We start from the raw sequence: 13,851 nt of genomic DNA, 5'->3' as shown, positions 1-13,851 counted from the left end.
ATATCGTCGACATATCGAAAACCGGATACGTGCCGGCAACACCATGCTGTCTTGACTGGGGGCCATGACCCACAGCGAACCAGCACGAGCGGCCGCTCTTCGCGCCCGGTCGCTGGCGTCCGCGCCCTCCACCGCCGTCCCCGCGCTCGGCATCACCGTCTATGGCTGCGAGCAGGACGAGGCCGCCCTGTTCCGGGAGCTGGCGCCTCGCTTCGGCGTCCTGCCGACCATCACCGAGCAGCCCGTGTCCGAAGCCACCGTCGAACTGGCACGCGGGAACCGATGCATCAGCGTTGGTCACAAGACCCGGATCACGAACGCGACGCTGCGCGCCCTGGAAAGAGCGGGCGTCAGGTACGTCTCCACGCGCAGCATCGGATACAACCATGTCGACGTGCGCTACGCCGAGAGCGTCGGCATCTCCGTCGAGAACGTCGCCTACTCGCCGGACAGCGTGGCCGACTACACGCTGATGCTGATGCTGATGGCGGTGCGGAACGCGAAATCCGTCATCCGCCGCGCCGACGTTCATGACTACCGGCTGCCGGAGGTGCGCGGGCGAGAGTTGCGCGACCTGACCGTCGGGGTCGTCGGCACGGGCCGCATCGGCGCCGCCGTCCTGGACCGGCTGCGGGGGTTCGGCTGCCGGGTACTGGCCCACGACAGCAGGCCCGGTGTCGCGGCCGACTACGTCGCGCTCGACGAACTGGTGCGGCAGAGCGACATCGTCACGCTCCACACGCCGCTCACCGCGGACACGCACCACCTGCTCGATCGCAGGCGCATCGAGCAGCTGAAGCACGGCGCCGTCGTCGTCAACACCGGACGCGGTGCCCTGCTCGACACCGAGGCGCTTGTCTCGGCCCTGGAAAGCGGCAGATTGGCCGGTGCGGCGCTGGACGTCCTCGAGGGTGAGGAAGGAATCTTCTACGCCGACTGCCGAAACCAGGCACCCCACAGCACGACGCTGCTGCGGCTGCAGGAGCTGCCGAACGTGCTCGTCAGCCCGCACACCGCCTACTACACGGAGCACGCCCTGCGCGACACCGTCGAGAACTCCATCGCCAACTGCCTGAAATTCGAAAGCGGGAGCCAGCGTGGATAGGTTGAGAATCGGAATCCTGTTCGGGGGCGCTTCCGAGGAGCACCCCGTCTCGGTCAAGTCCGCACGGGAAATCGCCCGGCACCTCGACACCGAACGGTATGAGCCGTTCTACGTCGGGATCACGAAGGACGGTGCCTGGAAGCTGTGTGACGGCCCCGGCGAGAACTGGGAGGACGGCCGGTGCCGCCCGGCCGTGCTGTCGCCGGACCGGGGCGTCCGCGGATTGCTCGTTCTCGAGCACGGACGATACGAAACGGTCGGCCTGGACCTGATCCTGCCCGTGCTGCATGGCAAGCAGGGCGAGGACGGCGCGATGCAGGGCTTGCTGGAGCTCTCGGGCATTCCCTACGCGGGCTGCGACGTCCAGAGTTCCGCCCTGTGCATGGACAAGTCACTCGCCTACACCGTCGCCAGGAGCGCGGGAATCGCCACACCGGAGTTCTGGTCCGTCGCGGCGAACGAGACCATCGATCCCGGCCGGCTCACCTACCCCGTCTTCGTCAAGCCGGCCCGCTCGGGGTCCTCGTTCGGTGTCAGCAAGGTCACCGCCAGGAACGAGCTGCCGAGCGCGGTGGAGGTGGCACGGCAGTACGACGAGAAGGTGCTGATCGAGCAGGCCGTGGCCGGCAGCGAGGTCGGCTGCGCCATCCTCGGAAACGAGCTGGAACTCATCGTGGGTGAGGTGGACCGCATCGCGCTCTCGCACGGGTTCTTCAGGATCCATCAGGAGAGCGAGCCCGAAAGCGGCTCCGAGAACGCGACGCCCATCGTGCCCGCCGACATCCCGGCCGAGTCCCGCGCGCTCGTCCAGGAGACGGCGAAACGTGTCTATCGCGCACTGGGCTGCCGGGGACTGTCCCGGGTGGACATGTTCCTGAAGGAGGACGGCAGCGTCGTGCTCAACGAGGTGAACACCCTGCCTGGCATGACCTCCTACAGCCGCTATCCGAGGATGATGGCGGCCGCCGGGCTCTCCCTGGGCGAGGTGCTCGACCGGCTTGTGGCGCTGACCCTGACCGGGAAACTCCGATGAACGACGACTTCGTCTTCGTCGACGAGTTCGTCCCGGGAATACGCTGGGACGCCAAGTACGCCACCTGGGACAACTTCACCGGAAGGCCGGTGGACGGATACCTGGCGAACCGCATCGTCGGCACGACGGCGTTGTGTGCGGCACTGAAGGGGGCGCGAGACGAGGCCGAACACCGTGGCTTCGGTCTGCTGCTGTGGGACGGGTACCGTCCGCAGCGGGCCGTGGACTGCTTCCTGCGCTGGTCCCAACAGCCGGAGGACGGCCGGACCAAGCAGCGGCACTACCCGAACATCGACCGCACCGAGATGTTCGAGCAGGGATACGTCGCCGCCCGGTCCGGCCACAGCCGGGGCAGCACCGTCGACCTGACGCTGTACCACCTGGACACCCGGGAGCTCGCTCCCATGGGTGGCGACCATGACCTGATGGACCCGATCTCCCACCATGGCGCGACGGGAATCACGCACGTCGAAGCGAGAAACCGGCAGCACCTCCGCTCCATCATGGAGTCCTGCGGCTTCCGGCGATACGACACCGAGTGGTGGCACTACACCCTGGAAGACGAACCCTTTCCGGACACCTACTTTGACTTTCCCATCACCTGAGCGCCCCCACGCGGCACCAGCGCGCAGGCAGGGCAGGCCGGCTCGGCCGCCGGGCGTGACGGCACCGCGTGTCGTCGTCGCGGGCGGCCATTCGGCCGGCCACATCGAGCCCGCGATGAACTGTGCCGACGCGCTGCGCAGGCTGGAGCCCTCGGCCGAGATCACCGCACTCGGCACCGTCTGCGGCCTGGACACCGTGCTCATCCCGGCGCGCGGCTACCCGCTCGAACTCGTCCCGCCGGTGCCACTGCCGCGCCACCCCACCCGGGCCCTGCTGCGGACGCCGGGCAGGTTGCGGGACTCGGTGCTGGCGGCGGGGGCGGTGCTCGACCGCGTGCGGGCCGAGGTCGTGGTCGGCTTCGGCGGCTACGTGGCCGTGCCCGCCTATCTCGCCGCGCGCAGGCGGGGCCTGCCGATCGTCGTGCATGAGGCCAACGCCCGCCCCGGGGTGGCCAACCGCCTGGGAGCCCGGATGACGACGCACGTGTTCACCGCCGCGCCGGGCGTCCGGCCGGCCCACGCCACCGCCATCGGCATCCCGCTGCGGCCGGCGATCACCGGGCTCGACCGGTCGGCGCTGCGCGGCACCGCCCGCGAGCGGTTCGGTCTGCGACCGGACGGGCCGGTGCTGCTGGTCACCGGCGGTTCGCAGGGCGCACGGGCGATCAACGCCGCGGTCTCCGGCGCGGCCCCGGCGTTGCGGGCGGCCGGGGTGCAGGTGTTGCACATCACCGGGCCGCGGCGCGTCGTCGGCGTGCCCGACGGCGACCCGGCCGACTCGCCCTACGTCGTCGTCCCCTACGTCGAGGAGATGCACTACGCCTACGCCGCCGCCGACCTGGTGCTCTGCCGCTCGGGGGCGATGACGTGCGCCGAACTGGCCGCTGCCGGCCTGCCCGCCGTCTACGTGCCGCTGCCGCTGCGCGGCGGCGAGCAGCGGCTGAACGCCGAACCGGTCGTCGCGGCAGGCGGGGCACTGCTCGTCGACGACGCCGACCTCGACCCGGCCTGGATCGAGGCCGCCCTGGTCCCGCTGCTGTCCGACCCGGAGCGGATCGCCGCGATGTCGGCGCGCGCGGCGGCGGCCGGCGCACGCGATGCCGATGTCGTCCTTGCCCGGCACGTGCTCGCCGTGGTCGCCGAGCGACGCGGGCACGCCGGCTGACCGTCAGCGGTCCGCGGGTGGCGGCGCGGCGGGAAGGCGCACCGTGACGCTGAGCCCGCCTGCGGGCCGGGGCGTGAGGGTCAGGGTGCCGTCATGTGCGTGGACGATGCTCTTCACGATCGCCAGACCGAGGCCGACACCGGTGTGGTCGGCGCGGATGCGTGCGGTGCCGCGCTGGAACGGCTCGGCGAGCGTGGACACCGCCTGCGAGGTGAGCGTGTCGCCGGTGTTCTCGACGGTGAGCGCCACACTCTGGGGGTGGCGGCTCGTCGTCAGCCACACGGTGCCGTGCTCCCGCCGATTGTGGACGATCGCGTTGTGCAGGAGGTTCGTGGTCATCTGCAGCAGCAGGGCAGGGGAGCCGAGGGCAGGGGTGACCTCGCCGGAGGTCTCGATGGTGATGCCGCGCTTCTCGGCGAGGGGGAGCAGGGTTTCGGCGGCCTCCTCCGCGACCAGGGACAGATCGACGTGCTCGCGGGTGAAGGACCGCTGGTCGGCGCGGCTGAGCAGCAGCAGTGCTTCGGTGAGCTCGATCGCCCGGGTGTTGACGAAGTGCAGGCGCTCGACAAGCTCGCCGGTGTCGCGGTGACGATCGCTGCGGGCCACCTCGAGCAGGGTCTGCGTGATCGCCAGCGGGGTGCGCAGTTCGTGGGAGGCGTTGGCCGCGAACCTCTGCTGTTCGGCGACGTGTGCTTCCAGCCGCGCGAGCATGGCGTCGAAGGCGTCGGCGAGTTCCCGAAACTCGTCGTCGCTGCCTTCCAGCTGGATCCGGTGGGAGAGCGAGCCGTTCGCGGCCAGGCGGGTCGCCTGGGTGATGCGGGTCAGCGGCGCGAGCATCCGCCCGGCGAGCAGCCACCCGCCCACGAGGCCGAACACGAGCAGGAACGCCAGCGCCGCGGCGGCCTTCGGGACGAACGCACGTTCCAGGTCGGAACGGTTGGGGACGAACACTCCAGGGACCCGGCCCGGGCGGTCCGCCGCGGTCGGCAGGTGGATCACCTCGGGCACGTAGCGCAGCAGGAACAGCCACACGGCCGCGAGCAGCAACGCACCGGCGACCATGAGGAACCCGGCGTAGCTGAGGGTGAGCTTGAGGCGAACGCTCAGCCCAGGGGCTCTATTCACGACTCTTACCCTCGCCCCCGGAGTCCACTCCCGTGTCGATGCGGTAGCCGACGCCGGGCACCGTGGCGATCAGCCACGGCTCGCCGAGCCGCTTGCGCAGGGCGGAGACGGTGATGCGCACGGCGTTGGTGAACGGGTCGGCGTTCGCGTCCCAGGCTCGTTCCAGCAGTTCTTCGGCGCTGATGACACCGCCCTCGGCGGCGACGAGAACCTCGAGCACGGCGAACTGCTTCCGGGTGAGCCCGATGTAGCGGCCGTCGCGGTAGACCTCACGGCGGAACGGGTCCAGCCGCAGGCCCGCGATCTCCCGCACGGGTGGCCTGCTGTGCGCGCGCCTGCGGTCGAGGGCCCGGAGCCGGAGCACGAGCTCCTGGAGTTCGAACGGCTTGGTGAGGTAGTCGTCGGCCCCCAGACCGAACCCGGACGCCTTGTCGTCGAGCCGGTCGGCGGCCGTGAGCATCAGGATCGGCATACCGCTGCCGGAATCGACGATGCCCTTGGCGATCTCGTCGCCGGAGGGCCCGGGAATGTCGCGGTCGAGGACCGCGATGTCGTAGGTGTTGACGCTCAACAGCTCCAGCGCGGTGTCGCCGTCACCCGCGATGTCGGCCGCGATCGCCTCCAGGCGCAGCCCGTCGCGGATCGCCTCGGCCAGGTAGGGCTCGTCCTCGACGATCAACACACGCATGCGCCGATGCTACGAGCCAGCGCATATCGCCTGCATATCGAAAACCGGATACGTGCCGGCAACACCACGCTGCCTTGACTGGCGGCATGCCCGACAGCGAACGAGTACGAACCACGGTCCGCGACGCGCCGGTGCAGGCGCCCCCCTCACGTGCCGTCCGGCGCGGCCTCGGCACCGCACACGGCGCCGTCCCCGCTTCCACGACGGTCTTCGACGACGAGCTCCCGGCCGTGGCGAACCTCGATCCCGACCTGCTCGACGCCTTGCGCCGAGCCGCGATCGATGCCGCCGACGACGGGGTCGAGTTCTCCGTCAACGGCGGATGGCGATCCCCGGAGTACCAGAACCAGCTGCTGCGGGAGGCGATCGCGAAGTACGGCTCGGCCGAGGAGGCCGCACGGTGGGTGGCCACCGCCGACACCTCCGCCCACGTGGCAGGTACAGCGGTCGACGTCGGATTCGCCGCCAGGGCGTGGCTGTCCGAACACGGCGCGGGGTACGGGCTCTGCCAGATCTACCGCAACGAGCCCTGGCACTACGAACTCCGTCCCGAGGCGCCCGAGTGCGGTTGCCCTCCCCAGTACGCCGACCCCTCGCACGATCCGAGGACGCGGCGGTGAGCCGGCTGGTTTCGGGTCCTACCGGATCGCGGCGTGCCAGTCGGCGCCGGCGTCCCGCGTCAGTGAGCCGATGTCCAGCTGGTCCTGGCCCGGCACGCCGATCCTGGTGAACCGCATGGGCTCCGTTCCAGGCGGGACCGTCGCGTCGAACCCCAGCTTCGCTCCGACGCCGCCGTCGGTGGAGGGATCGAGTTTGGAGCCCTGCGTGCCGGGCACGACGACGAGGTCCCGGTCGGCCTGGAACCGCGTCGCCACGGCCCATTCGACCTCGACCGCGTTGTCGACGTCCACGTCGGTGTCCACGGCCGTGACGTGCTTCACGTCGTAGTGCACCGCCAGGGCGGCCAGGATGACATTCTTCGCCTCTCCGGGCGCGGGGCGGTCCACCTGGACGTACAGGTGGTACCGGCAGGTGCCGCCGAGCGAGAGGTGCACGGCCGTGACGCAGGGGAAGTTCCTGCGCAGCTCGGACAGGAACGAGGCCTCGCGGGGCAGGCAGCCCAGCAGCAGGTGTTCGCGGCCGCCGCCCACGATCGTGTGATACAGCGGATCCCGCCGGTGCGTCACCGTGCTGAGCTGGATGACGTGCCGCTCGGCACGCGCGCCGTAGTACTGCGGGAACTCGCCGAACGGACCCTCCGGCTCCCGGACCCCGGCGAGCAGCGTGCCTTCGAGCACGATCTCGGCGTTGGCGGGCACGTGGATGTCGCTGTCGAGACAGCGCACGACGGGCAGTGGCTCGCCGCGCAGCGCGCCGGCGATCTCCAGTTCGTCCTGGCCCAGCGGCACGATCGCCTGGGAAGCCATGAGCGTCAGCGGGTCGGCGCCGACCACGATCGCCACGTCGAGATCGGCACCGGCGCGTTCCCGATCACGGAAGAACGCGAGCGTGTGGCGGGGCAGCAGCAGGGCGCCGAGGCGGTCGGGGCCGCTCACCTGCAGCCGGTGAATCGACACGTTCTGCCGTCCGCTGCCGTGCTCACGCGTGATCAGCAGTCCCGCCGTGATGTAGGCACCGTGGTCGTGTTCGTTGTGGGTGGGCAGCGGCAGCAGCTCGGTGAGCGCGAAGTCCCGGTGGACCACCTCCTGGCAGGGCGCCGTGCCGACCGGCTTCGACGGCAGCGGTTCCCGGCAGGCCTGCTGGAAGTGCGCCACCAGCTCCTGCTCGGCGACCCCCGCGGCCTCGGCCATCCAGGTGCGCTGGGACAGCAGGCCGGACACGATCGGAACGGGGTGCCCGCTCGGCCGGGGAAAGAGCGTGGCCTGCCGCCCGTCGAGCCGGTTCGCCACTCCGGCGACACCGAACCGCAGGTCGATGCCCTGGTCGGTCAGGGCGAGCCGCCCGGTGGCTGCCAGGTGGTCCAGCCAGGTGCGCAGGTCCGCGCCGGGTGGGAGTTCCGTCGCCGTCATCGGGTTCCTTTCCACAGTTCCCAGGCCCCTTCGTGCCGGATGTCGAGCTCGCGCAACCCCTCCGGATCTGCCGCGCCACATTGCCCGAGCGCCGTGCGCAGCTCGCCGGCGAGCAACGCGGCGACGTGCGCGCCGCCTCTGCTGCCTGCGGCGGCCAGACCGAGCAGGAAGGCGCGTCCGCAGAAGGCCGCATCGGCGCCCAGCGCCATGACCCGCGCGATGTCCAGCCCGGAGCGAACACCGCTGTCGAACAACACCGTGGCGTCGGTGCCGACGGCCCTGGCGATCGCGGGCAGCACGTCGACGGCGGGCGGTGCCGCATCGGACTGCCGCCCGCCGTGATTGGACACGAGGACGCCGTCCGCTCCGGCCTCGACCGCACGTTCCGCGTCGGCGGGATGCAGCAGACCCTTCACGACGAGGGCGCGTGGCCACGCCTGGCGCAGGTCGGCGATCTCGGCCCAGGTGAACCCGCCTCGCATCTCGCCCTGTACGAACCCGGCGACCTCGTCCAGAGTCGCCGAGGGTCCGACGTAGCGGCCGACGTTGGCGAACACCGGCATCCGGCAGCGCAGCGCCGCGAGCGACCAGGCAGGGGAGGTCGCGACCTGCAGCGCCATCGGCAGGCTGGGCCGGAAGGGCACGACCAGGCCGTGCCGCAGGTCACGCGGCCGCTTGGACCGCACCGGTGCGTCGACCGCCACCACGAGCGCCTCGGCACCGGCATCGGCCGCGCGACGCACGAGGTCGAAGGTCACCCGGTGGCGCTCGGCGGGGAACCCGTACAGCTGAAACCAGGTACGGCCCGGACAGCGCCGCGCGACCTCCTCGACGGAGGCGGAGGCGAGCGTGCCCGTGATGTAGGGGAGCCCGGCCCCGGCGGCGGTGCCGGCGAGCAGCCTGGTCGCGTCCGGCCAGGCGAGGCCGTCCAAGCCGGCGGGGGAGATCCCGAACGGGTGCGCGTACTTGCGGCCGAAGAGGGTGACGGAGCTGTCGACCGGCGGCAGGTCGCCGTAGCGGGGCACGAGCTCCACGCCGTCCAGCGCGGCGCGGTTGCGGCGCACCCCGAGATCGTCGCCGGTGCCGCCCGCGACGAAGTCGTAGGCGAACCGGGGTAGCCGCCTGCGCGCCGCCCGTTCCACGTCGGCCATCGTCGGCAGCCGCCGGTGCAGTGCGGCCTGCGCACCCACCCCGCTGCCAGGGCCCCAGGCCGCGCCGCGCCGCCGTCGCAGCCGCACCGTGAGCGCGTGTGGAGTGCCGTCGCTCATGCCGTTCCTTCGCGTAGCTGGTCGATGGTCGCCCACACCGAGATCTGCGCCGGGTCGGTGACGATCTCGATCACGGCCGGCCGGCAGGCCGCCAGTGCGGTGCGCAGAACGGCGGGGAACTCCGCGTCGGCACGGACCCGCGCGCCGAAGGCCCCGAAAGCGTGCGCCAGCTCCACGAGATCGGGGTTGCCGAGGCCGGAGCCGATCACCCGGCCCGGATACCGGCGCTCCTGGTGCATCCGGATCGAGCCGTACATGTTGTTGTTGAACACCAGGGACACGATCGGTGCGCCGAGCCGTACGGCGGTTTCCAGTTCCTGGACCGTCATCAGGAACCCGCCGTCGCCCGACACCGACACCACGGTCCGGTCCGGCAGGGCGAGCTTGGCCCCGATCGCGGCGGGAAGCGCGTAGCCCATCGCGCCGGAGGCCGCGCCGACGTACGTGCGGGCCCGCGGAAACCGGAAGAACGTGTGCAGCCAGCCCGCGAAGTTGCCCGCGTCGTTGGTGATCACCGCGTCGGCGGGCAGCTCAGCCCGGAGCGCGCGGATGATCTGCCGGTTGTCCACGCGGTCGGCGTGTTCTGCGGGTTCCACGGTGGTCACTCGCCGATAGGTGGCGTGCCGTTGCTCGGCCCAGCCGGGGTCGCGCCACTCCCCGGGCTTGCCGACGGCGCGTAGTGTGCAGCCCGCGTCGGCGTGCACGCCCAGCTCCACCGGATAGGTCTTGCCGAGCTGACCCGGCTCGATGTCGACCTGGACGATGCGCTGCGCCTCGGCCGGCGCGGTGTAGCCCTGGGTGGTGATCTCGTTGAGCCGTGCACCGAGCGCCACGACGAGGTCGGCCTCGCGCACCGTCTCGACGAGGGCAGGATGGGTGCCCATCTGCAGGTGTCCCGCATAGCGCGGATGCTCGTTGGGGAAGACGTCGTGCCGCCGCCAGGCAGCGAGCACGGGCACCTCCCAGGCCTCGGCGAACGTCACGAGCTCGTCCTCGGCCCTGCTGTGCTTGACGCCCGCTCCCGCGATGACGACAGGGCGCTGGGAGCCCAGCAGCAGTCGCCGCAGTGCCGTCACGTCCTCGGGTGAGGGCGCGGGGCGGGTCAGCGTGCGGGGCGCGGCGGGCGGCGCGGAGGTGCTGTGGTCGAGGACGTCCTCCGGTAGGGACAAGACGACCGGGCCGGGCCTTCCTGTGCGGGCCAGCGTCAGCGCCCGGTCGACGGCGGCGGGTACGCGGCGTGGATCGCTCTCCTCCACGGCGTGCTTGGCGACCGGGCCGAGGAAGGCCGCCACGTCGGTCTCCTGGAAGCCCTCGCGGCCGCGGTGGCGCGAGTCGAGCTGGCCGACGAGCACCAGCAGCGGTGTCGAGTTCTCGCGCGCGGTGTGCACGCCGATGGACAGGTTCGCCGCGCCGACCGCGCGCCCCCCGAGCACGACGCCGACGCGGTCGGAGGCGGTGGCGTGCGCCTCGGCCATGAACGCGGCGCCACCCTCGTGCCGTGCGGCGACGAACTCCGGGTCCTCGGCGGTGTACAGCGCGTCGAGCAGCGTGGTGAAGCTCTCCGACGGGACGCCGAACACCCGGCGCACGCCGTGCTGGGCGAGGCTCGCGACCAGCTGCGTCGCCACGGTGGCGCTCATCGGACCACCGGTGCCGACTTCTCCGCCGCTGCCGGGGCTGACGCGGTTCCGGAGCCCTTGCGCTTGGCCAGCTGACTGAGCGTCATCACCACGAGCGGCACGGCCACCGCGACGTAGGCCTCGTCGATGCCGAACGGGCTGCCCGCCAGGTACCAGCCGATGGTGGCGACCAGCGCGATGACGATCGTCCACAGTGCACCTGCGCGGGTGCCGAACCTGGGCGCGTAGAACATCAGCAGCACGAGCACGGCCAGCGCCGCACGCAGCGCCTTGGCCAGGAACGTCACGGCGAGCACGTCGGTGGCGTAGAGTGCGAGCACGATCGGCAGCAGCCCGGCCACACCCGCGGCGACCCGGATGAACACCACGTTCTTGCGCTCGTCCGCCTGCGGGTTGAAGAACGGCTGGTAGAAGTCCTTGAACAGCAGGGTCGACGCGCCGATCGACAGCGCCGCGATGGTGCCGAACATCGCGCCGGCGAGCCCGGCCACGACGACACCGGCGAGCAGCGGGTTCAGGTCCACGACCAGCGCGGGCATCGCCTGGATGCTCTCGATGCGCGGGAACAGCACCGCCGCGCACACGCCGATGAACGCCGCCAGGAACCCGTAGGCGATGAGGAACAGCGACGAGTAGAAGCCCGCGCGCTGGGCCTTGGTGCTGTCGCCGACCGTGGTGATGGCCTGCACGATGTACTGGGTGGCGAACGTCGCCCCCACACCGGCGAGCATCCACGCGAAGATCTGGGAGAGCCCGACGCCGTCCAGGGAGAACATGCCGGGCGGCAGCTTCGCGGTCAGTTCACCGAGGCCGCCGACGCGGTTCATGGCGACGACCACGAGCACCACGATGCCGACCAGCATGACGACGGCGTGCAGCAGGTTCGTGTAGACGACCGAGCGCATGCCTCCCACGCTGACGTAGGCGGTCGCGAGGACGCCCACGAGCGCGATGGCGAGGGACTTGTCGATCTCGAGCAGCCTGGCCAGGATGGCGCCGCCGCTGGCGTAGACGGAGACGGCGACGATGAGCAGGGCGCAGATCATCACCAACGACGTCGCGATGCGAACGCGGCTTCCGTAGTGGCTCGCGAGTGCGCCGGAGATCGTGATCTCGCCCAGCGCCCGGTACTTGCGGGCGAGCAGCAGGGAGAACAGGATGAACCCCACGCCGAGCGAGACGACGTTCCACGCCGCCGAGATGCCGGACTCGTAGGCCGCCTGTGCCGTGCCGACACTGGCGGTGGTCCCGATGAACTCCGACCCCATGAGGAAGCCGATCACGACGGCGGGAAACACCTTGCCGCCGCTGGCGAACGAACTCGACGTCCGCGACGATCGTCGGACGACGAAGCTGATCGCCGCGAGTATGGCGATGTAGAGCCCCACGACGAGCAGGACCAGCCAGGCTGACTGCATTGCTGCCTCCGGTGTCGCGTCGTTGCAACACTCCTGGTGAGTGTTCCGGCAAGCTCGGGTGCGGCTGCCCCGCAGGGCCTCGGCTGCGGATGTCCCGCAGGGGTCGAGCGCAACCCGGTTAAACCCTCACGACTGGCGTGGCCCGCGGCAATGCGCAATACGTGATGGCATCGATAGCGGTTGCCTATGTGGACCTTCGCCGGGAGGTTTTCCGGCGCTTGTGGTCGCGGGCACGGGAGTCGGGAAACTCGCCGCGTTCGACCTGGGCGGCGACACCGCGCCAGAAGTCCAGCGCGGCCCGCTCCATTCCCAGCCCCAGTTCGAGGGTGACCATCCGGTTGGACACCGCGTCGATGTCGCTGTACCGGCGCCGCATGTCCTCGTACACCGCGATGCGCTGCTCGTGCTGGTGGATCTGGTCCACCGCGAGCTTGGCGACGTCGGCGGGTTCGACGAGCTCGTTGAAGAACAGCTTGATCTCCGCGATGTCGCGCAGCTCGAAGTGCGCGTTGACGGGTTCCTTCAGCCACGCGCGCAACGCGGTCTGCCCGGCCTCGGTGATCGTGTACAGCTTGCGCCTGCGTCCGTGCTGCTCCTCGTGCAGGTCGAGCAGGCCAGCCTCCTCCAGCCGTTTCGGCTCGGAGTACAGCTGTGCGTGCGGGAAGCTCCAGAAGAAGCCGACGGATCGGCCGACGGCTCGCTTCAGGTCGTAGGGCGTCGAGGGGCCGCGGAGCGCGATCATGCCGAGAACGACGTAGGACGTCGTGGACAGCCGCACGCTTGACATGCCCTGAAGGTTATCGTACGTTCCGGATAGTCTGAAACAGACGATATTGATCGCACCATTTACCTCGAGCGGCTTCTCCGCGTCTCCGCACTGTCGCAACGAAAGAGCAGGGCAGTCATGGATCTGGGCACAGCGCTGCGCTGGACGGCCGAGCGTTATCCGGCACGTCGCGCCGTGGGTGGAAGTCATCCGCTCACCTACGCCGAATGGGATGAGCACACCGACCGGCTCGGCCGGGCGCTCGGCGAGCTGGGAGTGCGATCCGGCGACCGCGTGGTGCTCGTGCTCGCGGGCGGCCTGCCGCTGGCCAGCCTGCACCTGGCCGCCCAGAAGATCGGCGCCGTCTCGGTTCCGCTGTCGTTCCGGTTCGGACCGGACGAGCTGGCGTACTGTCTCGGCGACGCCGGCCCGGTGCTCGCGATTCATGACGAGGCTCACGAGACGCTCGTGTCCGCCGCCGTGGGCAACGTGCCCGGCGTGCGCAGGGCCGTGTCGGGGCCGGCGGAAACGCCGGGCACGGTCGAGAACCTGGCCGCACAGGGCGGCCCCGGGCCTTCCCCGGTCGCGGTATCCGGCGACGCGACGAGCGTCATGCTGTACACGTCGGGAACCACCGGAAAGCCCAAGGGGGTCCCGCGCAGCCACTCCGCGGAGCACTACGCGGCGCTCGCGCACATCATCCAGACCGGACAGTCCTGCTTCGACACGACGCTCGGCGTGATGCCACTCTTCCACACGATGGGCATGCGCACCCTGCTGGCGACCGTGCTCACGGCAGGGACCTGGGTGCCGCAGACTCGATTCGACGCCGACAAGGCACTGGAGCTGATCGTGCGCGAGCGCGTGAACAGCCTCTATCTCGTGCCCACCAGCTACTGGTCCCTGCTGCACACAGGACGTCTCGGGGAAGCGCGATCGGTGGACAAGCTGGCCTACGCCGGTGCGGCGATGACCACCGCGCTGGCCGAGCGGCTCACCGAGACGCTG

The 13,851-nt window shown here is 70.7% G+C and carries 13 protein-coding genes; 6 read left to right on the top strand and 7 right to left on the bottom strand.

The genetic code is table 11. The features are described from left to right. Positions 1 to 64 precede the first annotated feature (64 nt). Genes vanH through BAY60_RS29590 form a run of 4 tightly spaced genes read left to right on the top strand, consistent with a single transcriptional unit; the run spans position 65 to position 3,908 of the window. The gene (vanH, locus tag BAY60_RS29605) at positions 65 to 1,105 is read left to right on the top strand and encodes a D-lactate dehydrogenase VanH (protein ID WP_112284709.1); all 1,041 of its coding nucleotides are present in this window, start codon (positions 65 to 67) and stop codon (positions 1,103 to 1,105) included. After that, complete coding sequence (vanA-Sc, locus tag BAY60_RS29600) at positions 1,098 to 2,138, top strand: D-alanine--(R)-lactate ligase VanA-Sc (RefSeq protein ID WP_112284708.1); 1,041 nt, start codon at positions 1,098 to 1,100, stop codon at positions 2,136 to 2,138. Before vanH ends, vanA-Sc begins: the two co-directional genes overlap by 8 nt. Further along, positions 2,135 to 2,743, top strand: a complete 609-nt coding sequence (gene vanX / locus BAY60_RS29595) for a D-Ala-D-Ala dipeptidase VanX (protein WP_112284707.1) — start codon at positions 2,135 to 2,137, stop codon at positions 2,741 to 2,743. Before vanA-Sc ends, vanX begins: the two co-directional genes overlap by 4 nt. Before the next feature lie 55 nt (positions 2,744 to 2,798). Continuing rightward, the gene (locus BAY60_RS29590) at positions 2,799 to 3,908 is read left to right on the top strand and encodes a UDP-N-acetylglucosamine--N-acetylmuramyl-(pentapeptide) pyrophosphoryl-undecaprenol N-acetylglucosamine transferase (RefSeq protein WP_112284706.1); all 1,110 of its coding nucleotides are present in this window, start codon (positions 2,799 to 2,801) and stop codon (positions 3,906 to 3,908) included. Between the two features lie 3 nt (positions 3,909 to 3,911). Here the strand turns inward: BAY60_RS29590 and BAY60_RS29585 are convergent, their stop codons facing one another. Beyond that, the gene (locus BAY60_RS29585; protein WP_112284705.1) at positions 3,912 to 5,033 is read right to left on the bottom strand and encodes a sensor histidine kinase; all 1,122 of its coding nucleotides are present in this window, start codon (positions 5,031 to 5,033) and stop codon (positions 3,912 to 3,914) included. Continuing rightward, positions 5,026 to 5,721: a response regulator transcription factor gene (locus BAY60_RS29580; RefSeq protein WP_112284704.1), complete on the bottom strand. Its 696-nt coding sequence runs from the start codon at positions 5,719 to 5,721 to the stop codon at positions 5,026 to 5,028. The genes BAY60_RS29585 and BAY60_RS29580 overlap by 8 nt, the downstream gene beginning before the upstream one ends. Before the next feature lie 86 nt (positions 5,722 to 5,807). Here BAY60_RS29580 and BAY60_RS29575 point away from each other — a divergent pair, with 86 nt between their 5' ends. Continuing rightward, complete coding sequence (locus BAY60_RS29575; protein WP_112284703.1) at positions 5,808 to 6,341, top strand: M15 family metallopeptidase; 534 nt, start codon at positions 5,808 to 5,810, stop codon at positions 6,339 to 6,341. A gap of 18 nt (positions 6,342 to 6,359) precedes the next feature. Here the strand turns inward: BAY60_RS29575 and BAY60_RS29570 are convergent, their stop codons facing one another. From BAY60_RS29570 to BAY60_RS29550, 5 genes are all read right to left on the bottom strand, one after another. Beyond that, positions 6,360 to 7,751 carry a UbiD family decarboxylase gene (locus BAY60_RS29570; RefSeq protein WP_112284702.1) on the bottom strand — a complete coding sequence of 464 codons (1,392 nt, stop codon included), beginning with the start codon at positions 7,749 to 7,751 and terminating at the stop codon, positions 6,360 to 6,362. After that, positions 7,748 to 9,019 (bottom strand): alpha-hydroxy acid oxidase, encoded by a 1,272-nt coding sequence (locus BAY60_RS29565; RefSeq protein WP_112284701.1) that lies wholly within the window; start codon positions 9,017 to 9,019, stop codon positions 7,748 to 7,750. Before BAY60_RS29565 ends, BAY60_RS29570 begins: the two co-directional genes overlap by 4 nt. Then, positions 9,016 to 10,659 (bottom strand): thiamine pyrophosphate-dependent enzyme, encoded by a 1,644-nt coding sequence (locus tag BAY60_RS29560; protein WP_112284700.1) that lies wholly within the window; start codon positions 10,657 to 10,659, stop codon positions 9,016 to 9,018. Before BAY60_RS29560 ends, BAY60_RS29565 begins: the two co-directional genes overlap by 4 nt. Beyond that, a complete protein-coding gene (locus tag BAY60_RS29555; RefSeq protein ID WP_112284699.1) occupies positions 10,656 to 12,077 on the bottom strand; it encodes a sodium:solute symporter family protein in 1,422 nt (473 codons plus the stop codon). Before BAY60_RS29555 ends, BAY60_RS29560 begins: the two co-directional genes overlap by 4 nt. A gap of 184 nt (positions 12,078 to 12,261) precedes the next feature. Then, positions 12,262 to 12,864: a PadR family transcriptional regulator gene (locus BAY60_RS29550; protein WP_112284698.1), complete on the bottom strand. Its 603-nt coding sequence runs from the start codon at positions 12,862 to 12,864 to the stop codon at positions 12,262 to 12,264. Between the two features lie 117 nt (positions 12,865 to 12,981). Here BAY60_RS29550 and BAY60_RS29545 point away from each other — a divergent pair. Further along, positions 12,982 to 13,851 (top strand): class I adenylate-forming enzyme family protein (locus BAY60_RS29545; protein WP_146771105.1); only part of this gene is annotated, 870 nt, incomplete at its 3' end.

It is taken from the genome of Prauserella muralis (genome assembly GCF_003202285.1).
Lineage (GTDB): Bacteria > Actinomycetota > Actinomycetes > Mycobacteriales > Pseudonocardiaceae > Prauserella_B > Prauserella_B muralis.
This window is presented reverse-complemented; position numbering and strand designations above follow the sequence as displayed.

What these genes read in the sequence shown, in the direction of transcription:
- vanH (WP_112284709.1), top strand. Translation starts at nt 65, where the DNA reads ATGACCCACAGCGAACCAGCACGAGCGGCCGCTCTTCGCGCCCGGTCG.
- vanX (WP_112284707.1), top strand. Translation starts at nt 2,135, where the DNA reads ATGAACGACGACTTCGTCTTCGTCGACGAGTTCGTCCCGGGAATACGC.
- BAY60_RS29580 (WP_112284704.1), bottom strand. Translation starts at nt 5,721, where the DNA reads ATGCGTGTGTTGATCGTCGAGGACGAGCCCTACCTGGCCGAGGCGATC.
- BAY60_RS29575 (WP_112284703.1), top strand. Translation starts at nt 5,808, where the DNA reads ATGCCCGACAGCGAACGAGTACGAACCACGGTCCGCGACGCGCCGGTG.
- BAY60_RS29570 (WP_112284702.1), bottom strand. Translation starts at nt 7,751, where the DNA reads ATGACGGCGACGGAACTCCCACCCGGCGCGGACCTGCGCACCTGGCTG.
- BAY60_RS29565 (WP_112284701.1), bottom strand. Translation starts at nt 9,019, where the DNA reads ATGAGCGACGGCACTCCACACGCGCTCACGGTGCGGCTGCGACGGCGG.
- BAY60_RS29560 (WP_112284700.1), bottom strand. Translation starts at nt 10,659, where the DNA reads ATGAGCGCCACCGTGGCGACGCAGCTGGTCGCGAGCCTCGCCCAGCAC.
- BAY60_RS29555 (WP_112284699.1), bottom strand. Translation starts at nt 12,077, where the DNA reads ATGCAGTCAGCCTGGCTGGTCCTGCTCGTCGTGGGGCTCTACATCGCC.
- BAY60_RS29550 (WP_112284698.1), bottom strand. Translation starts at nt 12,864, where the DNA reads ATGTCAAGCGTGCGGCTGTCCACGACGTCCTACGTCGTTCTCGGCATG.